Origin of the sequence: Microlunatus phosphovorus NM-1, from assembly GCF_000270245.1 — a bacterium.
Taxonomy (GTDB): Bacteria; Actinomycetota; Actinomycetes; order Propionibacteriales; family Propionibacteriaceae; genus Microlunatus; species Microlunatus phosphovorus.
Genome location: NC_015635.1, coordinates 5,550,668 through 5,575,064 on the forward strand (window position 1 = coordinate 5,550,668; position 24,397 = coordinate 5,575,064).

The window sequence follows — 24,397 nt, forward strand, 5'->3', positions numbered from 1 at the left end:
TCTCATGGCCGCCAACGATCAACTCCATGGCCGTCTCCGTTCAGTTTCTCGCGACCGCTGACAGCCGATCGCCTGCAGGTCCTCCACAGACCAGGGTGCTTCGATGAATACCACGTCCGCCCCGCCCCGAGATACGCATGACCACGTTCGATCGTGCGTTCAAGTCCTTCCACGAGGTACGCGTCGGTGCGAGCAATGATCACAAGGTCTGCGTCGCGTCTCGCCTCGCAGGCGGCTCGGACCCGTTGCACTGCATCATCGATAGCAGCGACGTGGTGGTCGAGAACTTTTCAGCACGGGTCATGCGGAGCCTAGGACTCGACTACGCCAGCCTGTCCAGTAACCACCCTGGACTCATCATGTTGTCCATGTCTGGACTCGGCCGCTCAGGTCCCGGATCCGACTTCGTCGCATACGGATCGCTACTGCAGGCCTACGGCGGATGGTTGTCCGAGTTGGGCATGGTGCTACCCAATGACTCGATTGTCGGTGAGCGACCGCGAGGAATCCGACCTGCCTGGACCGACCAGTCAGCCGGTGCAGCCGGAGCCCTGGGGATTCTCGCGAGCTTGAATCATCGAGGCCGCCACGGCAGTGGGGTCTACCTCGACCTGTCGATGCTGGAGTCCTTGATGCTCAGCCAAGCCGTCGGTCTCGCTGATCTTGCCGACTCAAGCGTCGACTTCGGCAGCCGACTCAACACCTCGTCGCGCGTAGCACCCCACGGCTGCTACCAGTGCACGGGTGATGACGAGTGGGTCGCCATCGCCGCCTACGACGAGGTTCAGTGGCAGGCTCTGGCACACGTCATTGGGCGCGACGACCTGTCGAAGGAATTGACCGATCACACGGCGCGGCAGCGCTCCCTCGCGCTCGTCGATGAGGCGATCACTGCCTGGACAAAGCCCCAGTCCGCCGACCAAATCGTCGATCGGCTGATTCGTATCGGGGTGCCGTGCGCGCGCAGCCACTCGCTCTGGTCGCTACTCGAGGAACCCGGGTTCGCGAGTCGTGGCCTGTTCGCCGAGGCCGCTCCCGGATTCCACGTGATCGGACTCCCATGGCGGGATGCCCAGCTCGCTCGCGGACAAATGGCCATGGCTCCCGAGGTCGGCGAGCACACCGTCGAGGTCCTCGGCGAGGTGCTCAACCTTGACACCGAAGAGGTGGCGCGACTGGCAAAGCTTGGAGTACTGGAGTGAATGGACCGCCGCAACTGGCAGCGAAAGAGGAACAAACATGAAGATCACGAAATTTGGGCACTCCTGTCTCCTGGTCGAGGAGGCTTCGGCCCGAGTCCTTTTCGACCCTGGTAAGTGGTCCTCGGGATTTGAGGCACTCGTTGGCCTAACCGCAGTGTGTATCACTCATCAACACGCTGACCACCTAGACGCCGAGAAGGTGTCGAAGCTCCTCGATGCAAACCCAAGCGCCCAGGTCTACGCCGACGAAGGTGCTGCCCAGGACCTCGGCGCAGCCGGAATTGCGGCGACCGTCGTGGCAGCCGGCACGAGGTTCGATGCCGGCGTGCCGGTCGAAGTCCTGGGCACCGGTCACGCACCGATCCACCCTGACATCCGGCCGATCGGCAATGTCGGGTATCTCCTAGCCGATTCCTTCTTCCATCCAGGCGACGCGATCGAGGTGCTCGACGAGCGCATCGAGGTCCTTGCGATCCCTGCCGTCGCACCCTGGATGCGTGCCTCCGAGACAGTCGATTACCTGCGAGCCGTCGCGCCCCGCACCGCGATTCCCATCCACGAGGCCGTCGCCAGCATGCCAGAGATGTACCACCGCTACCTGCGCGACCTCGGGCCTGACGGCACCAACCTCGTGGTGCCCAACGGCCGAACTCCAGTGGATGTCTAGAACGTAAGGATCGAAGGCACACATGGGCGGCAAGTCAGACGCCGACCTCGACGGTGTGCGCTGCTGGTGGCGGACCTCGATCACCGACGTCCAACCCGGCGAGCTGCGGCTCAGAGGCTACCCGATCGAGGAATTGATCGCCTCGACATCGTACGCAGGAGCGGTCTGGCTCCTCATCACTGGTGAACGTCCGACACGAACCCAGCTGCGTCTGCTTGACGCCGCGATGGTGGCCGGGGTGGACCATGGGCCCCAGGCACCCTCGATCGCCGCCGCCCGCATGTCGGTAACCTGCGGCAACCCTCTTAACTCCGCTGTCTCTGTCGGAGTAGCGATGCTCGGGGACACACACGGCGGCGCGGGCCAGCAATGCATGGAGCTGCTAGAGCGGCTTGTGGAGTCGGGAGGTGGTGAGGATACCGTGGCCGAGGCCGTCGCCAGCCTCCGCGTAGACGGCGGCTACGTCCCTGGCTTCGGTCACCGGTTCCATCCTCAAGACCCACGCCGAGCCCCACTCCTTGCACTGCTGCACGAGGCCGCAGACATTGGCGAGATCGAAGGTCTCTATCTGGACTGCGGCGAGCGGCTAGAGCGTGCCCTGGCAACCTCCACTGGCAAGGCTGTCCCGATCAACGTCGACGGCCTGATCGCACTTGTCTATTGTGAACTAGGACTCCCCGCACCACTTGCGCGCGGCTTGTTCTGCCTATCCCGTGCCGCCGGAGTGCTCGCACACGCCTGGGAGGAGATGCAGGGCGGACGCCGGATCAAAGGTCCCCTACCGCCACAGATTCTGCCAGTCTATGACGGTCCGATGCCCCGGCACGTGCCCACCACATAGGCCCGGACAAAGTCTCACGGGGAAGGTCCTTGTCGACCAGCGGCCTGGCCATGTCAGACGGCGACCGGGTCGCCCGCGATCTCGTGAGTGTGGGCGGCGCTGACCATGCCGAAGACCTGTGACCAAACAAGGCGTATCGCTGGTCGTCGACCTGCCCCCGATTCGAGGTCAGCCGCGCACCTGGGACGACGAGAGCGGGTGCGGGGCCTCTCAATCTTGGGTATGACGGTGCCCCGACAGGCGTTCGGATCACGGTGCCTCGTTCACACTGGCGGCCGCAGTCGCTGAGATCGCCGGAGGGACCGCGGCCCAGCGCCGTGTTCCGCAGGCTCGGTCGGTTCCCTGCCGATTCGCCGCTGACCCGACATCCCCGAGTGACGATGGTGCCCGAGTGCGGCCCTCCTACCGGTCCATGCCCGGCCTGACGGGCCCTAGTCGGTGCGCATCCTCAACAAGATCAAGGAGGTGAGGTTGCTTGGCGACGCCGGGTTCGCGGCGTGCATCGTTCAGTCCTTGCGGTCGGGATGCGCCTAGGAGGCGAGGAACTCGGCGGCGACGGGGGCGAATTGTTCCCAGTACTGGAAGATGCCGCCGTGGCCGGAGTTGGGGTAGATGATCAGCTCGCTGCCGTTGATGCGCTGGTGCAGGTCCTCCGACAGAGCGGAGGGGACCATGCGGTCGTTGTCGCCGTTGGCGATCAGGGTTGGCTGGGTGATGATCGACAAGTCTGCCGGGGTGGAGCGCCCGTACCGTTGGATGGCTTTGAGCTGCCGGCTGAACGCCTTGTTGCTGATCGGCTGGTCGCGGTCGACGATGCGTTCGGTGAGCCGTTCGACGAAGGCCTTCCCCGCCTGTTTGCCGGCCTGGTCGCGGTTGAAGAAGAGGAACTCTTTGGGATCTGAGCGGGTCAAGGTGGCACGGAGGATGTCGTAGTAGGTGACGCCGACGACCTTGTCGATGTTCTTCCCGCCGCGGGGGCCGGTCCCGGTGAGGACCAGCTTGCGGACCAGGTCGGGATGTTTGACGAGGAGGTCTTGGGCGATCATGCCGCCCATGGAGAAGGAGAAGACGTCGATGGTGTCGTAGCCGAGTGCGGTGATGAAGGTGTAGGCGTCGTCGGCGGCTTCCTCAAGGGTGTCGGGAACCTGGCCGTTGGAGGCTCCCACGCCGAGCTGGTCGAACGTGATGACGTGCCGGGTGGCGGCGATGGCGTCGACGATGCGGGGGTCCCAGTTGTCCAGGGTCGCGGCGAGGTGGACGAAGAAGACCACCGGGATGTCCTCGGCAGGGCCGAGCTCGCGGTAGGCAAACGTCTTCCCGTCGGTGGCGATCGTCTTGGCCGGCGCCTGCGCGTAGGTGGTGATGACGGGGTCGTTGCTGCTCATGATGGTGCGTTCCTTCTTGATCGCTGGATGTGCGCGGTCGGGTGGGTGGGTGGTGGTCAGGGGACGGTGACGACGGTCTTGCCGCGGACACCGCCGTGGGCGAGGGACGCCAGGGCCTGCGGGGTCTGGTCGAACGGGAACGTGGCACCCACTACGGGACGGATGGCGCCGCGGTCGACGAGTTGGGTGATCTGGCGTAGCTGGTTCCCGGAGGCGCGCATGAACAAGAACTCGTAGCTCACGCCGAGCTTCTGGGCCTGGGCCCGCGTCTTGCGGCTGAGGCCGGCAATCGCCAGCCTCACAAGGGGGTTCAGGCCCAGCTCCTTGGCGAACGCGGGATCGGGGACGCCGTAGATCCCGACAGTCTTGCCGCCGGGCTTCAGTACCTGCAGCGACTTGGCGAGGTTCTCCCCGCCCAAGCTGTCCAGCACGAAGTCGTACCCGGTCAGCTCCGTTTCGAAGTCCTGGCTGCGGTAGTCGATAACCGTGTCCGCGCCGAGGCCGGTGACAAACTCGGCGTTGCCCGCGGAGACAGTGGTGGCGACGTGCGCGCCGAGATGCTTGGCGAGTTGGATGGCGATGGTGCCGACTCCGCCGGCGCCGGCATGGATGAGGACCTTCTGACGGGCCTGCACGTGACCCTTCTCCACCAGCGCCTGCCATGCGGTCAGTGCGACCAGCGGCATCGAGGCGGCCTCGCCCAGGCTGATCGTGGTCGGGGCGGGGGCGAGGTCGGCCTGATCGACCGCGATGCGCTCGGCAAACGTCCCGATCCGGTGGTCCCGCGGGCGGGCGTAGACCTGGTCTCCTGGCTGAAAGCCCTGCACTCGTGCGCCGGTGCGGATGACGGTGCCGGCCAGGTCGTGACCCAAGATCAGCGGGGTTCGGTAGGGAAGGATGGCCTTGAACTCGCCCTCCCGGACCTTCTCGTCCAGCTGATTGAGACCCGCTGCGGCCACGTTGACCAAGACGTCATGTGCACCGACGATGGGTTCGGGCACGTTCGCCTGGTGGATGGGCTGCTTGTAGTTGTCGAACACGAACGCTCGCACGGGTGTTCCTCCTAGGGTCTAGTTGAATGAGTCCGAGAGACGCCGGCCGAGGCTCAGCGGCGCAGGAATCCGCTAGTGAGTTCGGTGACGCTTCGATGGTTCTGGGGCACGACACCGTGGCCGGAGTCGGCGAAGATCCGCACCTCCGCGTCGGGTAGTCGGGTCAGCAAGGCGTCGGCGTTGCCGGCCGGGACCATCCGGTCGCTGTCACCGTGCGGGATGAGGACCGGTCCGGTGAACTTGTTCGGTCCCGGCTGCTGGTGACCCCACCGGTTCACGGCGCGCAGCTGGGCGCGGATCACCGCCGCCGTGACGGGTTTGTCCGGGCCGGCGCTGCGCCGCTTCAGCCGCGCCTGGTAGCTCTTCGCGGCCTGGCTGCCGGTGGGTGTACGGGTGAAGAACAGCAGGGTGGTCGGGTTCGTGAACGTGGCGAGCCCGCGCAGGATCGCGCGGACCGTGACCCCTGTCATCGCCGCCTCCCCCGGTCCGCCCTGCGGGCCGGTCCCGGCCAGGATCAGCCGGTCGATCAGGTCAGGGGCCTGTCGGGTTGTCTCTTGGGCGACCATGCCGCCTATCGACAGCCCGAACAGGTCCACGTGAGACATCCGCGGGCACCGATCACCGCGACCGCGTCGGAGGCCATGTCTTCGAACCGATCGGGCACCGCCCCGCTGGAGCCGCCCACACCGCTGTCCAGATTCGTTAACGCACCAGCGGGGCATCTCGACCATCGATACCGTGAACGCGGCCGACGCCCAGCTCCGGCGCCGGCACGGTTCATGGAGGCGCCGACCCAGACGGTGACCGCCGGGGCGGTGTTCGTCTACCGGCCCTGTCTCATGCTCCGACGTCATCACGACTCTTCCCTCCCGTCGCGGTCCACGGGAGCCTCAACAACCGACGTAACCGACTGTACTCAATCATGAGTATACTCAGTAATATTGTCGAGGTGATGTACACCACTTTCCGACAGCGGGAGCGTGGGATGGGGTCAGGTGACAGGTACGGGCCAGGCTGCCGAACGAGGCCGCCTTGCCGCCCGGGAGTCCGTCCAGCGATCGTGCGTTGGCGTCGTGCGGGACGGCCCAGATCGAGCCGGGCTCAGGTCGTCCGGTAGGTCGTACCGCCCGTCGGTCAGATGCAAGTCCAAGGCGGCGAGAGTCATCGAGCTGAGACAGACGTCGCGGGCCGATGAGCGGTAGCCCAGAGGTCGCCAACCCATGGGAGCGTTCGCTCGCTCAGGCGGTGCCGACTTGGCTTCAGCGCGTTCGACCTCGTCGGCGATCTGGATGCTCGCATCCACGATCCGGTCCCCTGCTCCTGGGGCTCCCGGTGCACGAGCCGGCCCCAGTCACTGAGCCGACCTTCCGTGCTTTGCGCAGGTAGCGCATCTGTTGTCTTCTCGGGTGAGCCGACTCCAACCAGGAGCCGGGGAGGGTCGTCAGCGCAGCAGCAGCGCCAGTTGGTGACCGATGTCGGCGGTGATCTCGTTCACACCGCGGGCCAGGCTCGTGCTGGCCGCCATGGTCAAGAACATGACCGCGGATGCAACCCTCGCGAGGGTCGCCGCATCCGCGGCGGTCAGGCGCGGGTCGCGGCCGAAGATGCCGGCCAGGGCGTCCTCGGTCTGGGCGACGATGGCCAGCGCGGCGGCGTGGTGCGGCTCGGCGGGGTCGCCGAACACCATCTCGCGCAGGTAGGTGCGACCGTTGTCGATCTGGGACCGGTTGCACTCCACGATCGGTGTCACAACGGCCATGACAGCTTCGAGCGGGTCGGTCTGGGCCTGCGCCGCAGCCTGCCCTCGCCGCAAGGCGTCGGCGTAGTGGGCGTTCTGGACCAGCAGCAGCAGCTCACCTTTGGTCTTGGCGTACAGGAACAAGGTCCCGGCGCCGATGTCGGCCCGATCAGCGATCTGCTGCGTGGTGACGTCGTCGACGCCGTGCTCTGTGAACAACTCTCCGGCGGCAGCGATGATCCGCTGCAGCTTGGCCTGTTTGTTGCGCTCGCGGCGACCGGTCGAGGCGAAAGAGGACATCGGCGAGGGCGTGATCGACATGGTGGTCTCCTCCCGGGAACTACATCTGACTAGGGTCAGTTCTGAGCATAATCATTAACGTGAGGTCCCATCGGGTGGCAGCCCACCCGGCTGGACAGGCTGGTGATCCGCGACCCGCCAAGTTCAGGGACGTTACCGGCGCTGCGATGATGCCCCAGGCCCCGGCGTGAGTGACCTTCGCAGATCGGCTTGTCGACGACGCTGCCTTGCATTTGGTCGGCCCATTTGGACTGATTGATGCCGATGCGGCGGCGAACTTCTTGCCGGGTGGAGCAGGGGGTCGGCCGCCGAGGCGGCTGGTCAGCGACTTCCACCACCCGATCCACCTCCACCTGCGCCCCTTCTCCAAGTGCTTTCCCGCGGCACCCGCGGTTCCGGTCCCGGCGATCACGGCTGGAAGGACACGATCGATCTACGACCTGCCGAAGAGGCCGCGATCCTTGTCTGCTCGAGGATTGGGCGGGAGGGTCGTCTTCCACTGCCACAACCTCGAACACGAAGACATGATGGGCAACTTCCAGACTCGGCCGGCCGGATGATGTGCCCAGCGCCGCGATGAGTCGCCCAGCACCCTGCAATAGCTAGCTTTGCTAAGGAGCAGGGAACGCACGTCAGCACCCGTCATTCCGTTGGTCGCTCGCGATCGCGGCCTACGCTCGCCAGGTGGCCATCTCCGTGCTGGAGCTTCTGGGGCTGTTCCTCGGCGGACTCCTCGCGGGCGAAGAGTTGGTCGTACGCTGGGGCGTGCAACCGGCACTCCGTCGCCTCGAGGATCACGCACACATCGAGGCGCGCGTGTCCTTGGTCCGACGACTCATGATCGTCGTGCCTGCACTCATGATCCCGACCGCGCTAGTGGGGGCGGCCGTGCTCGTGTTCAGCGGCACCGGCGCGGGCTTCGCCCTCCGATGCGCCGGTGTCGCCAGTCTCGTTGCCTTCCTCCTCCTGTCGTTCCTCGGCACGGTCCCTATCAACATCACGGTCAACGACACTTGGTCGCCCGACAACCCGCCCGCGGACTGGCGAAAAGTGGTCGTTCGCTGGGAGCAGATCGACACCTTCCGCGCTGGAACGGCAACTCTCGCGTTCGTCCTGTTCCTGGTCGCAGCCGCACTCGGCTGAGCAGATCTCCCGCGGCTTGCCGCCGTCGAATCGCGTCGAAATCAACCGTGACCCAGCGGTCTAGTCGCAGTTCTTCACGTGCAGGACATCACATCGCAGTGTTCCGCTCGTACAGCAGCCGCGTCGTGCGCGAGGCGATCTTCCAGGTCGAGGTCTTCCAGCCAGTACGCCACCTCGTGGACTTCGCCACCGAGTACAACTGCATCGCCCACACCGGTCCCTCGCGCAGCGCGCCACCCCGCCACGATCTCACCGCGCTGCCCCAAGGCCACGCCCAGCAGCCTCCGCGACGCCCGGGCGCCTACGACACGTCGGCGTCGGCCGTACCTACACCTAACCGACGTCATCCTGCTCGTCCAAGACCTCCACGTCACCGCCATCGATGCCGCCATCGACGAGATCCTCCGCGACCACACCATCGATCCACGCCGCGACTACCAACCCACCGGCCGGCCACCCCGGACCAACCAAGAAGGGCTGAGCCCACAACTCGTAGGTTCAGCCCATTCCGATGTCCAGAGACATCACCACTGGCCGGGGCGACACTGGCCGGGGCGACGGGATTGGAACGTTGCGACCTCCCGCTGCGCGGCCAGCTACCGCCGGCGTCCTGTAGTGGTGGACGTCGATCTCACGTTCGCCCGACTCGCCGCGTCCTCTGGCGCTGTGGTGCGCGGCGCCGGCAACAGGCTGAACCCTCCGTCAGGATGATCCTCACTTTCTGTGCCCGTCGTCGGCGCAGCAACTGCAGCCGGGTTCGCAGTCGCAGCCGGGACGGTCTGCCCCCTGAGCGGTGGCCGGGGTCGCCGACGGCGGCGCTGCCAGGGTCAGGGTCTGGACCTCGCCGCGGGGCATCACGCTCAGCGGCTCGGGCGACGGAGATGCTGTGCGGGTTGCCTTCAGTTGATCGTGTTCGCGGACCGCCGCCGGCCGCGGAGGGCCGCTGGCGGGCCGGCTCGGCAACAGACGACGGCGGCCGGCGCGGATGCCGTTCAAGATGACCAGGACCTCAGCGAGCTCATGGGTAGCGACCACGGCGGCCAGACCGAGGATCCCCAACCCGGCCAGAGGGATCAACACGACGATGATCAAACCGGACAGGACCAGGTTCTGCGTAAAGATCGTCCGGGCGTGCCGAGTGTGAGCGATCGCATCCGGGAGCCGGCGGAGATCCTCTCCCATCAACGCGACATCGGCGGCCTCGATGGCGACGTCGCTGCCCATCGCACCCATCGCAATCCCGGCGTCTGCGGTGGCCAGCGCCGGGGCATCGTTGATGCCGTCGCCGACCATCGCCACCGGACCGCGGGCCTGCAGCTCGGTTACGATCTGAGCCTTGTCCTCCGGCGACAGCCCCGCCCGGACCTCGGTGACTCCGGCCTGGGCGGCGATGGCGGCGGCGGTGCGGGCGTTGTCGCCGGTCAGCATCACCACCGACACCCCCTGACGACGCAGCAGTGCGACTGCCTCCGCCGCCTCCGGGCGAATCTCGTCCCGGACAGCCACCGCACCCAACAATTCGCCATCGTGCTCGACCAGCACCACAGTGGCGCCGGCGTCCTGCAGCCGAACTACGTCAGCGGTGAGATCGCCGACCGCGACGAACCCGGGCTTGCCGAGCCGCGCCGGCCGACCAGCAACGATCCCGGTCAAGCCCTGCCCCGGGACGGCCTCCACCTCCCGGCCGTCTAGACCCGGAAGATCAGCGGCTGCGGCGGTAATCGCCGCCGCCAGCGGATGCTCGCTGCGGGCCTCCAAGGCGGCAGCCACGGCCAACACCTGGTCAGCAGGGATGGAGCCGGCGGGCACGATCTCGATCACCGACGGCTCGTTGCGGGTCAAGGTGCCGGTCTTGTCGACGGCGACGACTTTCACCGAGCCGAGCTGCTCGACCGCGGCGCCGCCCTTGATCAGCACCCCACCCTTCGAGGCAGCGCCGATCGCGGCGACCACAGCGATCGGGACACTCAACGCGAACGCACACGGCGCCGCGGCGACCAGCACCACCAGGGCCCGTGGGATCCAAACGGCCGGGTCGTCGACCAGGCTGCCGATCAAGGCAACCAGACCAGCGAGGATCAACACTCCCGGCACGAGCGGACGTGCGATGCGTTCGGCGAGCCGTTGGCTGGCGCCCTTGCGTTCCTGCGCTTCCTGCACGACGTGTACCAGCCTCGCCAGCGAGTTGTCCGCCGTCGTGGCTGTCACCTCGACCTCGACCGCACCGGTGCCGTTCACTGTCCCGGCGAACACCTCCGCGCCCGGCCCAACCTCCACCGGCACCGACTCCCCGGTCACGACCGACGTGTCGATCGCTGACCGGCCGCTGCGGACCACCCCGTCGGTGGCGACCTTGTCGCCCGGGCGGACCAGCAGCAGGTCACCCACCCGCAGATCGCCGGCTGGGACTGTCTCGGCAGTTCCTGACCGCAGCACTGTCGCCGTCGGCGGCACCAGATCCAACAAGGCCCGCAGACTGTTGCGGGTCCGGGCCAGCGCGTAGCCCTCCAACCCCTCGGCGATGGAGAACAGGAACGCCAGCGTGGCTGCCTCCGCGACCTCGCCCAGCAGGATCGCGCCAACCGCGGCGATCGTCATCAACAACCCGACCCCGAGCCGGCCCTTGACCAGGCCACGCAACGCGCCAGGCACGAACGTCGACCCGCCCACCAGGGCGGCGACCGCGAACAGCACCGTCTCGACCAGCGTGTCCGCCGGGGTGATCAGCCCGGCCAGCAGCAGCAGACCCGCCAAGGCGGCAGCCTGCAACTCACGGATCCGCCACACCGGCGTCACCGTGACCGGCTCCGACACTCCGGTGTGCTCTTCGTCGACCTCGTCCGGCCCGCAGCACGCGTCAGCCATAAGACACCCCCACCACGACCGCTGACGGATCGGCCGTCAGGACATCCAACTCGTCGTCGCAGTCGTAGTCTTCCGGGCCGCACGGCTCACCTGGCTCGTCACCATCGGCGACCACCAGCACCAGCGACGCCAGCTGCGCCAACGCCCCCGCCAGCCGTGGATCCGCCAACTCATACCGCACCCGCCGGCCCACCGGCACCGTGGACACCAGACCACAACCCCGCAAACACGTCAGATGGTTCGACACGTTGGCCCGTGTCAGACCCAGATCGTCGGCCATGTCCGACGGGAAGGTCGGACCCTGCACCAAGCTCAGCAGCAGCCGCCGGCGTGTCGGATCAGCCAGCGCCTTTCCCACCCTGCCCAACGCCTCCGCATCTACTACCACCCTGGGCGCCGCGGTCATCTCGTCATCCATAGCCCAGATGATACAGAAGCTGCTGAATTCAGTCAGCGCTGTCCACAGAACTGTGCCCCAACCCCGGAGTGCGGCCCCGAGTCCAGGCCAATCCTGACCGAATGTCCCAGAACAACGCGGCCCCAGCAGGACAATCACCGCGGCGTGGTGCTCACCTGCTACCTCACCTCCGCTTGACGGTCGATTGGCGCGTCTCACCCTCCTGCGAGGAACGCGAGCCCGTTGAGGACGCGGCCGTGGTCGGTGGCCTCACGGCAAGCAAGATACGCACTGCCAACGGCCACTGATGGCGGGCCTTGCCCGCCCGGATGGCCTCTGCGCATACCCGCTCGAGCACGGTTGGGCCGAACGTCGGCGACTCTATGTGCCCACGGGTGTCACCGAGCGGATGTTCGAAACGGGCGATCCGCGTGCTCGCTAACATCGTGTTGCGACGATGAAAGCTGGTGCGTCTGAGGAGAGGCTCGGCGGCTGCGTCAGCCAGCCCGCAGCTGAGCGACGGGGCTGAACGATGGCGCTGGAATGGCTGTTGTCGGCGGTGGTCATCGCGATCGCCACACCACTGTTCGGGCACTTTGAAACCGTTCGACCTACCTGGGTGCGGATCTTGCGCTGGTTGGCCTACCTGGGCGTCACGGGTCTCCTCGGGGCCACGGTCGGGCGCCCCTGGACGCTGGTCTGGGTGATCGGGCTGCCAACCGTAGGTGGGGTCTTCCATCTCGCCTGGTGTCTGCGGCATGGCATCAACCCGATAACCGCTGAACCCCGCGACCGTTACGAACAGCTTCGTGCACGCTCAGGACAGCTGGGGGTCAGACAATGACAGGTTCTTGCCACAGTCCGCGTCTGAGAAGGTCTGCGAAGTGAACTGGCTTGAGCGGCGTAGCCAAAGGGAACTTGGCAGGGAAGCTGCTGAACGGGTAAGCGCAGGATGCTATGGAGCGATTGTGGCCGCGTCGACGCTGGCGGGCACGGCCGAGTTGCCGACCGGCAAGTTGACGTTGCTGGTCGTTGCCACCAACTTGGTCTACTTCGGGACCCACGTCCTGGCCTACTCGATCGGCGACCCCGACCTGGAGCGCCAGCACCTCCATCGGATCGCTGCCCGCCACGCGCGCGTTGCCGCACCGATGATCAGCGCAGCGTTCCTCCCGCTCATCGTGGCCTTGGTGCTCGAAGCTCTTGGCGTTCAGCACGACCAAGCAACGAATATTGGCGTCTTCACCGCCGCAGGGCTGCTGGTCGTCGTCGCGCTTCCCGGCGCCTATCTGCACGGGCTGCGCGGATGGAGACTGGTGTTGATCACGCTGCTGATCGTCGCAATGACAGCATTGCTCGTTGTCGCGAAGGTGTGGCTGACGCATTGACCCGCGCCCCCTTACCCTCACCAACGGGGACGCGTTCAACGCCTAGAACCCTGCCGAACGAGAGAATCTCGCATATCGCACGGCCTGATGCCAGTCTCGACACCTGTTCCAGGGAAGCAGCATCCTCACGATTCGTCGTCAGCGCTTCCGCCGCTCGTAGGCCCACAGGCACGGTCCGAGCACGGCGAGCGTGATCAGGAATGCGCTGACCCCTGGGAGCACGGCGCCCGTGCGCCACACAACAGCAGCGCCCGCGGTGGCGCAGATGAGCGACAACAGCCAAAGCCGCACCTGTTTGGCTACCTCGGCGCGGGTGTTGGCTGGTGGGTTTCGGCGGCGGTCTGGATCGACAGGCACGATCTTGATTCTCTCTTGGGACGATACCGGCAACGATGACGCCGGGTGCTTGGCATTCCCTGCCAGTCGCAGGCACCTCCAGCAACCAATCGTCTAGCCACGATGATATCGAACCTGTACGATTCAGTGCGTCAGCTGAGAGTCGAACGGAATCGTGGATGACACTTGTTGCCCGTGCTGCGGTCTTGGTCAGCTTCCCGGTGTCGGCCGCGATTGTCGGGTCACTCTTTGCCCTGATCAGACGTCCAGGGCCGCGTCTGATCAGCGGCATTCAGCATTTCGCGGCCGGTGTGGTGATGGCGGCGTTAGTTGGGGAAGTGATGCCGGACCTTCGCCGCGAGGGGCAGTTGCCGTGGGCTGTCGGGGGGTTCGTGATCGGTGTCGCGGTCGTCCTGTCACTGGGTGCGTGGGGCCGACGGCTGGAGAGTGGGGAACGGTCAGTAGCGCGAACGGTCGGGTATGTGCTGCCGGTTGGATTACTGGTTGCGGTCGGCATCGATTTGGTTCTGGATGGGTCTGTTGGTCGGCCTGGGGGTCACCCTCGGTTCCAGCGAGGGGCTGATCTTGACGATCGCGTTGACGATCGAGATCTTGTTCTTGTCACTGTCGGTGGTGGGTGAACTCGTCGACGAGGGAGTGCCCAGGTCGCGGGCAGCGATCATCTGCATCGTGCTGGGATTAGCGACCGCTGTCGGCGCGATCGGTGGCGCAGCTCTTCTCGGGGATGCCTCTGCTGCGGTCTTGGCGGGGGTGTTGGCTTTCGGGTCGGCCGCCCTTCTCTACCTGGCTGTCGAGGAACTGCTGGTCGAAGCCCACGAGGAGCGGGAGACGCCGGTCCTTGGTGCAATGTTTTTCATCGGGTTCCTCCTGATCTACGTTCTCGGAGAGGTCGCCGCCTGACGGGGGTCTGTGTTCCGCTGGGTGTTGTCGGACTGTCAGTGATCGAGCCAGATTCAGGCCGAGTCATGCAGGCAGCGACAATCACGGGTGCGCGTCCACTCGTGTCTGCCGCCGTGACGCAGGTCTCGTGACCTGGCCACGACAAGGAACTCCGACGTGACCGCTGCGGCTAGACACCGGCGTAGGAGTGGAGCCCGGAGACGAGGAGGTTGATGCCGACGAAGTTGAACCAGAAGGACGCCACCCCGATCAGGGCGATCACTGCGGCTCGGGTGCCGCGCCAGCCGGCGGTGGAGCGGGCGTGCAGGTAGCAGGCATAGACGATCCAGGTGACCAGTGCCCAGGTCTCTTTGGGGTCCCAACCCCAGTAGCGGCCCCAGGCGTACTCGGCCCAGATCGCGCCCGCGGCGACGGTGAAGGTCCACAGCGGGAACGCGAAGGCGTGGAAGCGGTACGCATACAGGTCGAGCTTGCGTGAGTCGGGAATCCGGCCCAGGTATCCGTTGAGCGTGCTCTTCCGCTCGGCACGCTGCCGGATCAGGAACAGGATCGACAGCAGGGCACCGATGTTGAAGGCGGCCCCGGCGATCGCGGCGGCCACGATGTGGATGACGAACCAGACGGAGTGCAGCGCTGGCACCAGCGGCGCAACGGCCACGTAGAAGACGGTCACCGCCAACCCGTTCCCGACTGCGGCCAGCATCGTCACGGGCAAGCCCAGCCAACGGCTACCGGTACGCCAGACCATCACCAGATATGCAGTGACGATCAGCGTCATCGCGGTGATGGTGAACTCGTACATGTTGCCCCAGGGCGGTCGCCCGGCTGCCAGCCCTCGCAGCACTGTTCCGACGAAACTGAGCAGGAGCCCGACCACTGTCAGCGCAACGCCGATCCGGCCCCACAGCTCAACTCTCATCTCACTCATGCGCTGGTCGAGAGCCGCATCGGCGGCCGTTGGCGCCGGTAACGCTGCAGGCAGCTGTACGGCGCCCGAGCCGATGTGGGCGCGTGCCAACTCGCGCTCAGCGACGGTCTCTTCGAGGGGGGTTCTTCGTGCCGCAGCCCATTCGGCCGCGTGCGCTGTCACCGCCAGGAGGTAGACCACGACTGAGGTGACCAGTGCAGCGTTGGAAGCGTATTCGAGGTTCATGACATCGTCGTCCTGTTCGATGTGGTCAATTGGGTGGATAGGTCGGCGATGTCGGTGTCTAGCCCGGCCCGTGCGTCTGCTCGATCGAGGCCACCCACCTCCAACTGATGGGCACCGTCGGTGGTGTCGACGACGCGGACCCAGATCCGGCGCGGTCTCACGAACAACGACAGGCACAACCCGAGAACTGCGGCCGCGATCGCTCCCAATACCAGCCGCAAGCCGGGGGTGTCGCTCATCTGCAGTTTCACCCAGCGCACCACCCCGGTCATCTCGATGCTGCCCTTGCCGTCCGGCAAGGTGTACCTGGTGCCGGGCCGCAGTAGGACGCGTATCGGCTCACCGTCGGCTTCCTTCAGCTGGGTGAGTCCGGTGGTGTCGAGGGAGTACACGTTCTCTGGTCGCCCGGTCTCGGTCTTCGGCGGCCCATACCAGACGTTGACGTACAGGGCCGGGTCGATCAGGTCCGGGAAGACTGACCGTGGGCCCTTTTCGTCGACCTTGGCGGTGGGGGCGAAGATCCCCTCGAAGGCGAGCCGCTCAGGACGGCCGTCGGGCACTTTGACCACGCCGAGGGAGGTGAAGGTGCCGTCTTGCGGGAGGAAGACGACCGGCCCGGCGAACGCGGTCTCCCCGGTGCCGTCGCGGACGGTGACGACCGGCGCGTAGCCGTGGCCGATGAGGTGGACCGTGGTGCCTTGGACGCGGATCGGCCTGTTGACTTCCACCGTCTTCGGGTACGGGGTCGAGCCGGGTTGGTCGGTGACCATGGTGTCCAGTTCGAACAATCGCGCAGCCCCAGTCTGCACCGGCCCAGTCTCGAAGGCGACGCGGAAGTCCGTGATGTCGATGGAGAACGGGCGTAGCTGTCGCTCGGTGAACCATCCTCCGGTGGTCAGGTCGTCGTATTGGGTGAGACTGTTGGCGAAGCCTTGCCCGACGACCACGACGGCGGATCCCCGGAATCCGTACAGGCCGCCGACCGCCACCGCGATCAACAGCACCACCAGGCTGGAGTGGAAGACCAGGTTGCCGGCCTCCCGAAGGTAGCCGCGCTCGGCGGCGACCGAGCCTTCGTGTTCGACAACCCGATACCGGCGGCGACGCAACTCAGCCGCAGCCTTACGCAGCACCACCGGTCCGGACGTGTCCGACTGCAGCTCACTGACGGTGTAGACGGGCAGCCGGGACAGGTTTCGCGGAGTCCGGGGCGGCGGCCGCCTCAGGGCGCGGGCATACACAGCCGCGCGGGGCAGGATGCAGCCGATCAGTGACACGAACAGCAGAAGGTAGATCGCGGAGAACCAGGGCGAGGTGTAGACGCCGAACAGTCCGAGCTTGTCGTAGATCGGGCCCAGGTTCGGATTCTCGGCGATGAAGTCGCTCACCCTGATCGGTCCCACGTCACGCTGCGGAAGCAACGATCCCGGGATCGCGGCAACGGCCAAGGCGAACAGGAGCAGCAGCGCCGTCCGCATCGAGGTGAGCTGTGCCCACAGCCAACGCAGCCAGCCGGCGGCCCCGAGGCGCGGCGGTCTGCCGTCGCCGACAGAATCGGTGGCGGCGATGGGGGCCTGCTGCCCGGTGTCGGAGTGGCTCATCGTCATCGCCCAACACCTGAGGTGCCGGCCCGACGATGGCGCCGGGCGGCCACTCCGAGGACCGCGAAGGCGAGCAAGGTACCCCAGCCGAGGGTCTGGGTCAGGGCGGGACCAACGACGACGGCGGGAGTGAGACCGGTGCGTAGCGGCACGTTGGTCACTCGTGCCGCGACCTGGTCGACACCGGCCTGGTCGGTGACCGATCCGTCGGCGCTGATGACTTGGCTGGTCCCGACGGTGGAGATGTTCACCACGGATCGTCCGGTCTCGATGGCGCGCAGGCGGGCGAAGGCGAGCTGCTGCATGTTCTCGTCGGTTCCTCGGAAGTCGGCGTTGTTGGTCTGGAACAGGTATGCCTGGGTGCCGCGTCGTGCCCCGTCCCAGATCACGTCGTCATAGATCACGTCGAAACAGATCGCCAGGCCGAGCACAGTGCCGTTCACGGTCACGACCGGCGGACGAGTGCCGGGGATGTAGTCGCGCTTGATCAAACCGACCAGGTCGGGGACCAGTCGCTCATACAGCCAGCGATCTGGGACGTACTCGCCGAACGGGACCGGGTTGACCTTGTCGTACAACTGGCTGGCGCCGGCTTGTGTCCACAACAGCGACGTGTTGAAACTCTGCCCGCCGCGTGCCGTGGCGGCGTTGACCAGCAGCGGCGCCCTGGCCCGTCGCACCAGGTCATGCAGCGCCGCCGCCGTCGTCGGCCGGTTCAGCGGATCGGAGTCCACCCCACCCTCGGGCCACACCAACAGATCCATGGTTTGGCCCAGGATCGGTTCGCTGGCAGCGGTCTGCGCGACCAGCACGTCACCCGGCGACCGGTCGTCGAAGTAGCCGGTCGGCCCGTTGCCTTGCGCCCAGCCGACCCTCAGGCCGCCGGCCGTGGCGGTGGGGAACGCCGGCACGACCAGCAACACGATCAGTGCTGTTGACGGCAGCAGAACGGCAGGGATGGTGATGGCGGCGGCCCGGACGGCTTGGACGACGGCGGCGCACACCACCACCATCAGAAAGGACAGCCCGCTGGCCCCGGTCCAAGAGACCGACTCGGCGACTGGACCGTCGACCTGGCTGACGGCCAGCCGCGCCCACGGGAACCCGCCGTATGGCCAGGAGCCCATGACGATCTCCCGCAGCGTCCACGCTCCTGCAACCAGGACCGGGACCAGCAGCAGCTGCGGTCGGCGACCGGGCAGCACCTGCGTGCTCCATCGGTACAGCAGGGTGATGACGATCGAGCCGGCCGCGACCAAAGCGGTCTGCGCGCTGACCAGGGCCAGCCATGGCAGCGGACCGAGGAACGACGCCACCCACTGCAGGTGTGCGAGGTAGAAGACGGCCCCGTAGCTGGCTCCGACCAGCAAAGCACCGCCGATGCTGCGGCCGACCAGACAGACCAAGATCACGATCACGCTGACCCAGGCCAACGGCCACCAACCGATCGTGGGAAACGCGGCGTCCAGCAACCACCCAGCGGCCGCTGCTACGGGCACAGCCCAGCCCAGACGCAGCATCGATCCAGGCCGCCGAGGAAGACAGTCGGTGAGCTGAGGGCTGCCGGTGAGCTGATGGCCGGGGTGGGTCGAACCGGCGGGAGTCGCCTGCTCCGCGGCGGCCTGGGGTGCACCGGAGGTCATAGCGCTGTGGTGAACTGGGCTGCCCACTGGCGCAGGACGGCGGTGGCCTGATCCCACCATCCGCTGACCAGCAGCAGACCGAGGATGATCATGGCGGCACCGCCGACGCGGAGCACCGCCTGCTGGTGTCGGCGCAGCAGGTCGACAGCGCGGCCCATGGTGGCGAAGGCAGCGGCCGCTACGAGGAACGGAATGCCGAGGCCGAGGGCGTAGGTGAACGCCAACAGCCCGCCCCGGGTGGCACTGCCTTCGGTGAGGGCGAGGGACAGCACGACGCTGAGGGTGGGTCCGATGCACGGGGTCCAGCCGAGACCGAACACCACACCCAGCAACGGCGCGCCGGCGATGCCGACGGCCGGCAGCCGTTGCAGCCGGATCTCACGACGTCCGATGGGCAGCAGCCCGGTGAAGATCAGCCCCATCACGATGGTGAGGATCCCCACGACTCGGCTGATTTGCGTCTGATAGGTGAGCAGGGCCTGTCCGAGGCTGCCGAACACGACACCAGCGGCGACGAAGACGGCGGCGAACCCGAGAACGAACAGCGCGGTGCCCGCCAGAGCCCGTCCGGGACGGTGATGGCCGGCGACGAGATCGGCGGCGCCCATCCCGCTGGCGTAGGCGAGGTAGCCGGGCAGCAGCGGCACTACGCATGGGCTGAAGAACGACACCAGTCCGGCCAGCAGGGCCACGGGCAACGCGACCAGCATCGACCCGGCCACGGCGTTCTGTGCCCAGTCGGCGATCTCCAGCGGCACCATGGCTACCGGCCCGTGTAGGCGTCGTCGATGAGCCCGAGCAGCGTGTTCTTGTCCACCACACCGACGACCCGGCCGGCGATGCGGCCTTCGCGGTCGATGATCAAGGTGGCCGGGATCCCGTTGGGTGGCAGGGTGCCGGCGAATCGGACCAGCTGTTTGCCGTCCGGGTCGTAGATGTGGCGGTAGGGCACGTCGAAGGCCCGGACGAACGCGCGGGCGGTGTCAGGGTTGTTGTCTTTGATGTTGATGCCGACGAAGGCAGCCTTCTTGATGGTGGCGCGGCTGGCGTCGGCCAGGTCGCGCGCCTCCGCACGACAGGGTCCACACCACGACCCCCAGACGTTGATCACCACCACCTTGCCCGGGTAGTCCTCGCTGGACACGGTGCCTTTGCCGTCCAGCGCCGGACCGGAGGCGACCGGCGCGGGTTCCCGCTCGCTGGGCGGAATCCAGGTCAGCGACTTGGCCACCTGCTCGGCGGAGGCGCTGTTGCCTGGATTGCGGTCGCCGGTGCGGGTCACCGACTCACCATCCGCTGGCGCGCAGCCGCCGGCAAACACTGCGGCGACCACCAATACCACCAAGACAGCGGGGATGGCGGCCGCAGAACGACGGCCCGCCGGTGCTGCTGATTGCCCGGCCATGCGTCAGAACCGCCACGCGGCGATGATGACCAGCACCGCGACGAGGGCCAGCCAGCCAGCCAGGAGGGCGCTGTGGTTGCGGTGAGCGACTTCCACGGCACCAGCGGCACGCGCTGGCAGCCGATCCCTGACGCGTCCCAGATTGTCCAAGGTCACATACCAGACGGTCGCGAAGGTCGCCGCCCACACCGCCATGCAGTAGGGGCAGAGGGCATGGATGACCGTCAGGCTTTGCACCATCAGCCAGCCAACGAAAACGGTGCCGGCCACCGCGCCCAGCTGCAGGCCGACCGCGTACCAGCCGGCGAGCCGGCCCCCGGCCAGCAGCATGGCGCCGATCGCGGCGACCACCGCGAACCCGGCGATGCCGAGGTACGGGTTGGGGAAACCGAACACTGCCGCTTGAGGTGAGGTCATCACCGGCCCGCAGGAGACGGTGGCGTTGATGCTGCACGACGGCGTGTAGAACGGGTTGGTCAACAACCAGTACTTCTCCACTGCCAGCACGAATGCTGCCGCGAAACCGACCAGGCCCGCCACCAGCAACACCCAGCCCACGGTCCGAGACGCCAACACCGATGCCGCCGCTGCGCCGGATTCGGTCATCTCGTCGCTGATCTGCAGACGATCAGTGCCCGTCATTGGCCGAGTGCCTGCTCGATGGCGGTGGTGATGTCGTTGGCCGACTTCGGTTCGAGCCGCTGCCCGTTGAGGAAGAACGTTGGGGTCCCGGTCACGCCGAGGGCTGTGCCGTCGTCGATGTCGGCCTTGATCCGCGCCCAGGTGGCGTCGGAGGCATAGTCGGCGTCCCAGCGGGCCATGTCCAAGCCAAGCTCTTGCGCGTATTGACGGAACAGGTCGTCCTTGGGAACTTGCTGCTCCGACCATTGGGTCTGGGTTTCGTACATCTTCTTGTACATGGCCTCGAACTGGCCTTGCTGGGCGGCAGCTTCGACGGCTCGGGCGGCGCGCTGCGCGTTGAAGTGACCTTCGAGTGGGAAATAGCGTGCCACGAAGGTGACCCGGTCGCCGAAGGTCGCCCGAAGCTCCTCGATCAGGGGGAACGCGGCACCGCAGGCCTCGCATTCGAAGTCGAGGAACTCCACAAACGTGACCTTCCCGTCGGGTGCCTGCGACAGCCGGTGCGAGTTGTCCCGTACCACCATGTCCGCGCCCGCGGTCGACGCCTGGGTCGGGGCGGCGGTGGGCTGCGACCGGATCTGCAGGGTGGCGCCGATCGCCGCCATGATCACCACGACCCCGACCGCGACCAGGGTGATGATCCGGTTGCGTTTGCGGGCTTTGGCGGCAGCGGCCTGCTGCGCGGCCAGCCGGGCTCGTCGACTTTCTGGTCGGCCCGGCGGGTTGGTGTCTTCAGGCTTGGGCTTGCGGCTCTTTCCCATCTCAGACCTTCGGTCCTTCCATGGCTGTCCGTTGCTGTCTTGGCGGGTTGGTTTGTGCCTGGGTTGTCGACGGTGGGATTCGAGCTGCCGGGGTGGTCATCGGGACAGGGCTTCGTCGAGGGCGGCCGTCAGCTCGGCCTGGGACTTGGGTTTGATCTGGTTGCCGTTGAGGAAGAAGCCGGGGGTGGAGGTCACAGCGAGGGCGAGACCGTCGTCGATGTCGGTCTGGATGCGTTCCCAGGTGGCGTCGGAGGCGTACGCGGCGTCCCAGGCCGCCAGGTCGAGGCCGAGGTCGGCAGCGAAACCGCGGAACCGGTCGTCTTGCGGTGTTTGCGTCCCGGACCAGTCGGACTGGGTGTCGAGCATCCGGTTGTACATGGCAGAGAACTGACCCTGCTGCGCAGCCGCCTCCACCGCCCGGGCGGCGCGCTGAGCGTTGACATGGGACTCGGACGGAAAGTAGCGGACCGCGAATGTGACCCGGCCGTCGTAGGCGGCGAGCACCTCCTCCAGGCCGGTGGAACGGTCCGCGCAGTCGTCGCATTCGAAGTCGACGAACGCCACCAGGGTCACCTTCCCGTCGGCGGCGACCGACAGCCGATACGAGTCCGGCCGCAGCACGGGCGACTCCGCCAGCGGCGATCCGGCGGTACCGCGCGACTGGTAGGCGCCGGCGCCGGCAAGACCGACGAGCAGCACCGCCACGGCCACCATCGCCCATCGAGCCCACGATCCCCGAGGTCGCCAACTCGATCCGACGACCGCCGGATCGTGCGACCTGGCGGCAGCACGGTCGTCGGGCGGCGGCTGCTCGACCATCGTGGACCTCCGTGGCGTAAACGCGGCGGCTGGGAACTGTTAGATCAGGTGGCACGTTCCATGGTTCAAATCCCACCTCTTGACAACAAGCTATCAGATCCGATGTTATCGGTCCATGACGATGGATGAGGGTGGGTTGGTCGCCGAAGGACTGGCCGAGCAGGCTGACGCGTGTGCCGAGTCCGGTTCGGCGGCGGCTGTGTATCTGTTTCGCAGCCTGGCCGATCCGGCACGGTTGACGATCTTGCGGCACCTCGCACTCGGTGAGCATCGGGTGGTGGATCTGACCGCGCACCTCGGGCTGGCGCAAAGCACGACCTCAGCTCATCTGGCGTGCCTGCGCGACTGCGGGCTGGTGTCATCCCGCACGGTCGGCCGCGCCTCGGTGTACTCGCTGGCCGTGCCGCAGGAGCTGATGGGGCTCCTTGCGTCAGCCGAGCGGCTGCTGGCTGTGACCGGTGACGCGGTGACCCTGTGTCCTGCCAACCATGGTCCCGACGACGACGCTGACGATGCGCCGCAGACGACCGGCTCTGACATCGCGGCCGCGCGCCATGAATGATCTTGCCGGGGCTGCGGCCGGGCTGGTCTACGCGGCGGCAGTGCTGGTGCTGCTGGTGGTGCAGACCTGGCGGCAGCATCGGGCGACAGGATCGACCGGTTTCAACGGCTTCCGCGGGGCGACTCAGGATCTGGCTGCCCGGCTCGCCGGGATCGGTTTCGTCATGGCGGTGCTGATTGGCTTGGGCGCGCCGTGGCTCACCGCGACCGGAACGCTGCCCGCGTGGCCTCTGCCGATCATGGTGGGCGCCTTCGGCATCGTCGTCGCAGCCGCTGGACTGCAACTCGGGGTCGCCGCGCAGCGTGCGATGGGCCGCTCCTGGCGAATCGGGGTCGACCAGAACGAATCCACCAACCTGGTGGTCGACGGGCCGTTCCGGCTGGTCCGCAACCCGATCTTCACCGCTTTGATGATGCTGCAAGCCGGGACTGCGGCCATGGCGCTGACGTGGTTGTCACTGCTCGGGGCGGCACTGATGTTTGCCGCCTGTCAGGTCCAGACCCGACTGGTTGAGGAGCCGTACCTGCTGCGTCACCACGAAGATAGCTACCGCGGCTACGGCGCCCAGACGGGCCGGTTCGTTCCCGGGTGCGGACGCCTCCGGCCGCTCGGGCCGGTGCCAGCGCCGCACCGCACAGCTGGTGGTGAAGCATGACCGGCGGCCACGCCCACTCCCATGCCCCGGTCACCGCGACCGGAAAGCACCGTCGCCGGCTTGTGCTGGTGGTGGCGATCACTGGATCAATCTTCGTCGTTCAGGTCATCGGTGGACTGATCTCCGGGTCGTTGGCGCTGCTCGCTGACGCCGGGCACATGCTGACCGACTCGACCGGGCTGATCATCGCTCTGATCGCGGCAACCCTCGCGACCCGTCCAGCGACACCGGCCCGCACCTTCGGTCTCCAACGGGTCGAGGTGCTGGCCGCGATGATCAACGGACTTCTGCTGACCGGCATCGCAGTGTGGGTGCTGGTCCGCGCCATTGAACGCTGGAACCAGCCGGTGGAGATCGCCAGCGGCCTGATGCTGGTGGTGGCCGTGGTGGGTGCGGTCGCCAACGCCATCGGACTGCTGATCCTGCGCGGCGGTAAGGACGAGAGTCTCAACCTGCGCGGCGCCTACCTGGAGGTACTCGGCGACCTCCTCGGCTCGCTGACCGTGATCGCCGCCGCGATCGTGATCACCTTCACCGGCTACACCCGCGCCGACTCGATCGCCTCGCTGCTGATCTTCGTCATGATCATCCCGCGTGCCTTCTCGCTGCTCCGCGACGTGGTAGACGTGCTGCTGGAGGCCACCCCCCGCGGCATCGACCTGGACCAGATCCGACAACACATCATCAACGTCGACGGCGTGATCGACGTCCACGACCTGCACGCCTGGACCATCACCAGCGGCGTCCCGGTGCTGTCGGCCCATGTTGTCGTCGACAGCGCCGCGCTCAGCAACGGACGCGCCGGAGAGGTGCTTGACCGGCTCGGCGAATGCCTCGACGAGCACTTCGACGTCGACCACTGCACCTTTCAGCTCGAACCCGAGGGTCACAGCGCCCACGAGCACAGCCAACACGCCTGAA

The 24,397-nt window shown here is 66.8% G+C and carries 27 protein-coding genes; 10 read left to right on the forward strand and 17 right to left on the reverse strand.

Annotated elements, in window-relative coordinates; genetic code table 11:
- Window positions 1-2 precede the first annotated feature (2 nt).
- Entirely contained in the window at window positions 3-251 is a 249-nt protein-coding gene (locus tag MLP_RS29615) for an isocitrate lyase/phosphoenolpyruvate mutase family protein (RefSeq protein ID WP_197536472.1), read from the reverse strand.
- Here MLP_RS29615 and MLP_RS28715 point away from each other — a divergent pair.
- The 3 genes from MLP_RS28715 to MLP_RS25140 are packed head-to-tail and all read left to right on the forward strand — an operon-like array spanning window position 138 to window position 2,710.
- On the forward strand, window positions 138-1,202 hold the full coding sequence (locus MLP_RS28715) for a CoA transferase (protein ID WP_013866042.1): 1,065 nt from the start codon (window positions 138-140) through the stop codon (window positions 1,200-1,202). The two genes, MLP_RS29615 and MLP_RS28715, sit on opposite strands and share 114 nt — an antisense overlap.
- Window positions 1,153-1,869 (forward strand): MBL fold metallo-hydrolase, encoded by a 717-nt coding sequence (locus MLP_RS25135; protein WP_197536473.1) that lies wholly within the window; start codon window positions 1,153-1,155, stop codon window positions 1,867-1,869. Before MLP_RS28715 ends, MLP_RS25135 begins: the two co-directional genes overlap by 50 nt.
- 22 nt (window positions 1,870-1,891) lie before the next feature.
- The gene (locus tag MLP_RS25140; protein WP_013866044.1) at window positions 1,892-2,710 is read left to right on the forward strand and encodes a citryl-CoA lyase; all 819 of its coding nucleotides are present in this window, start codon (window positions 1,892-1,894) and stop codon (window positions 2,708-2,710) included.
- A 530-nt stretch (window positions 2,711-3,240) separates the two neighbouring features.
- On the opposite strand, the gene MLP_RS25145 is transcribed toward MLP_RS25140, so the two are convergent.
- From MLP_RS25145 to MLP_RS25165, 4 genes are all read right to left on the reverse strand, one after another.
- On the reverse strand, window positions 3,241-4,095 hold the full coding sequence (locus tag MLP_RS25145) for an alpha/beta fold hydrolase (protein ID WP_013866045.1): 855 nt from the start codon (window positions 4,093-4,095) through the stop codon (window positions 3,241-3,243).
- Between the two features lie 56 nt (window positions 4,096-4,151).
- Window positions 4,152-5,147 carry an NADP-dependent oxidoreductase gene (locus MLP_RS25150; RefSeq protein WP_013866046.1) on the reverse strand — a complete coding sequence of 332 codons (996 nt, stop codon included), beginning with the start codon at window positions 5,145-5,147 and terminating at the stop codon, window positions 4,152-4,154.
- Window positions 5,148-5,200: 53 nt separating this feature from the next.
- Window positions 5,201-5,752, reverse strand: a complete 552-nt coding sequence (locus MLP_RS25155) for an alpha/beta fold hydrolase (protein ID WP_172641635.1) — start codon at window positions 5,750-5,752, stop codon at window positions 5,201-5,203.
- A gap of 836 nt (window positions 5,753-6,588) precedes the next feature.
- Window positions 6,589-7,206, reverse strand: coding sequence for a TetR/AcrR family transcriptional regulator (locus MLP_RS25165; protein WP_013866049.1), 618 nt, complete (start codon window positions 7,204-7,206; stop codon window positions 6,589-6,591).
- Window positions 7,207-7,869: 663 nt separating this feature from the next.
- On the opposite strand from MLP_RS25165, the gene MLP_RS25175 reads away from it, so the two are divergent.
- On the forward strand, window positions 7,870-8,328 hold the full coding sequence (locus tag MLP_RS25175) for an anthrone oxygenase family protein (protein ID WP_013866051.1): 459 nt from the start codon (window positions 7,870-7,872) through the stop codon (window positions 8,326-8,328).
- An 88-nt stretch (window positions 8,329-8,416) separates the two neighbouring features.
- Here the strand turns inward: MLP_RS25175 and MLP_RS28215 are convergent, their stop codons facing one another.
- From MLP_RS28215 to MLP_RS25185, 3 genes are all read right to left on the reverse strand, one after another.
- Window positions 8,417-8,581 carry a hypothetical protein gene (locus MLP_RS28215; protein ID WP_156821297.1) on the reverse strand — a complete coding sequence of 55 codons (165 nt, stop codon included), beginning with the start codon at window positions 8,579-8,581 and terminating at the stop codon, window positions 8,417-8,419.
- Between the two features lie 461 nt (window positions 8,582-9,042).
- Window positions 9,043-11,193 carry a heavy metal translocating P-type ATPase gene (locus MLP_RS25180; protein WP_013866052.1) on the reverse strand — a complete coding sequence of 717 codons (2,151 nt, stop codon included), beginning with the start codon at window positions 11,191-11,193 and terminating at the stop codon, window positions 9,043-9,045.
- Window positions 11,186-11,611, reverse strand: coding sequence for an ArsR/SmtB family transcription factor (locus MLP_RS25185; RefSeq protein WP_013866053.1), 426 nt, complete (start codon window positions 11,609-11,611; stop codon window positions 11,186-11,188). The genes MLP_RS25180 and MLP_RS25185 overlap by 8 nt, the downstream gene beginning before the upstream one ends.
- A 511-nt stretch (window positions 11,612-12,122) precedes the next feature.
- On the opposite strand from MLP_RS25185, the gene MLP_RS26900 reads away from it, so the two are divergent.
- Both MLP_RS26900 and MLP_RS25195 read left to right on the forward strand, forming a co-directional pair.
- On the forward strand, window positions 12,123-12,434 hold the full coding sequence (locus tag MLP_RS26900) for a hypothetical protein (protein WP_013866054.1): 312 nt from the start codon (window positions 12,123-12,125) through the stop codon (window positions 12,432-12,434).
- A 40-nt stretch (window positions 12,435-12,474) separates the two neighbouring features.
- A complete protein-coding gene (locus MLP_RS25195) occupies window positions 12,475-12,978 on the forward strand; it encodes a hypothetical protein (protein WP_156821298.1) in 504 nt (167 codons plus the stop codon).
- 138 nt (window positions 12,979-13,116) lie between these two features.
- On the opposite strand, the gene MLP_RS28220 is transcribed toward MLP_RS25195, so the two are convergent.
- Window positions 13,117-13,335: a hypothetical protein gene (locus MLP_RS28220; protein WP_156821299.1), complete on the reverse strand. Its 219-nt coding sequence runs from the start codon at window positions 13,333-13,335 to the stop codon at window positions 13,117-13,119.
- 510 nt (window positions 13,336-13,845) lie between these two features.
- Between MLP_RS28220 and MLP_RS28720 the strand changes: the two genes are divergently transcribed.
- Complete coding sequence (locus MLP_RS28720; RefSeq protein WP_013866058.1) at window positions 13,846-14,235, forward strand: ZIP family metal transporter; 390 nt, start codon at window positions 13,846-13,848, stop codon at window positions 14,233-14,235.
- Between the two features lie 169 nt (window positions 14,236-14,404).
- On the opposite strand, the gene ccsB is transcribed toward MLP_RS28720, so the two are convergent.
- From ccsB to MLP_RS25240, 8 genes are all read right to left on the reverse strand, one after another.
- Window positions 14,405-15,388: a c-type cytochrome biogenesis protein CcsB gene (gene ccsB / locus MLP_RS25205; protein ID WP_013866059.1), complete on the reverse strand. Its 984-nt coding sequence runs from the start codon at window positions 15,386-15,388 to the stop codon at window positions 14,405-14,407.
- Window positions 15,385-16,866 carry a cytochrome c biogenesis protein ResB gene (resB, locus tag MLP_RS25210; RefSeq protein ID WP_407939020.1) on the reverse strand — a complete coding sequence of 494 codons (1,482 nt, stop codon included), beginning with the start codon at window positions 16,864-16,866 and terminating at the stop codon, window positions 15,385-15,387. Before resB ends, ccsB begins: the two co-directional genes overlap by 4 nt.
- A gap of 125 nt (window positions 16,867-16,991) precedes the next feature.
- The gene (lnt, locus tag MLP_RS25215; RefSeq protein ID WP_013866061.1) at window positions 16,992-18,632 is read right to left on the reverse strand and encodes an apolipoprotein N-acyltransferase; all 1,641 of its coding nucleotides are present in this window, start codon (window positions 18,630-18,632) and stop codon (window positions 16,992-16,994) included.
- Window positions 18,629-19,342, reverse strand: coding sequence for a cytochrome c biogenesis CcdA family protein (locus tag MLP_RS25220; RefSeq protein ID WP_049804824.1), 714 nt, complete (start codon window positions 19,340-19,342; stop codon window positions 18,629-18,631). The genes lnt and MLP_RS25220 overlap by 4 nt, the downstream gene beginning before the upstream one ends.
- A 53-nt stretch (window positions 19,343-19,395) precedes the next feature.
- Window positions 19,396-20,037: a TlpA family protein disulfide reductase gene (locus MLP_RS25225; protein WP_013866063.1), complete on the reverse strand. Its 642-nt coding sequence runs from the start codon at window positions 20,035-20,037 to the stop codon at window positions 19,396-19,398.
- Window positions 20,038-20,040: 3 nt separating this feature from the next.
- The gene (locus MLP_RS25230) at window positions 20,041-20,679 is read right to left on the reverse strand and encodes a vitamin K epoxide reductase family protein (protein ID WP_013866064.1); all 639 of its coding nucleotides are present in this window, start codon (window positions 20,677-20,679) and stop codon (window positions 20,041-20,043) included.
- Window positions 20,676-21,440: a DsbA family protein gene (locus tag MLP_RS25235; protein ID WP_013866065.1), complete on the reverse strand. Its 765-nt coding sequence runs from the start codon at window positions 21,438-21,440 to the stop codon at window positions 20,676-20,678. Before MLP_RS25235 ends, MLP_RS25230 begins: the two co-directional genes overlap by 4 nt.
- Before the next feature lie 96 nt (window positions 21,441-21,536).
- Entirely contained in the window at window positions 21,537-22,259 is a 723-nt protein-coding gene (locus MLP_RS25240) for a DsbA family protein (RefSeq protein WP_013866066.1), read from the reverse strand.
- A gap of 115 nt (window positions 22,260-22,374) precedes the next feature.
- On the opposite strand from MLP_RS25240, the gene MLP_RS25245 reads away from it, so the two are divergent.
- Genes MLP_RS25245 through MLP_RS25255 form a run of 3 tightly spaced genes read left to right on the forward strand, consistent with a single transcriptional unit; the run spans window position 22,375 to window position 24,396 of the window.
- Complete coding sequence (locus MLP_RS25245) at window positions 22,375-22,821, forward strand: ArsR/SmtB family transcription factor (protein ID WP_013866068.1); 447 nt, start codon at window positions 22,375-22,377, stop codon at window positions 22,819-22,821.
- Window positions 22,814-23,476: a methyltransferase family protein gene (locus MLP_RS25250; RefSeq protein ID WP_013866069.1), complete on the forward strand. Its 663-nt coding sequence runs from the start codon at window positions 22,814-22,816 to the stop codon at window positions 23,474-23,476. The genes MLP_RS25245 and MLP_RS25250 overlap by 8 nt, the downstream gene beginning before the upstream one ends.
- The gene (locus MLP_RS25255; RefSeq protein ID WP_013866070.1) at window positions 23,473-24,396 is read left to right on the forward strand and encodes a cation diffusion facilitator family transporter; all 924 of its coding nucleotides are present in this window, start codon (window positions 23,473-23,475) and stop codon (window positions 24,394-24,396) included. The genes MLP_RS25250 and MLP_RS25255 overlap by 4 nt, the downstream gene beginning before the upstream one ends.
- Window position 24,397: the final 1 nt, after the last annotated feature.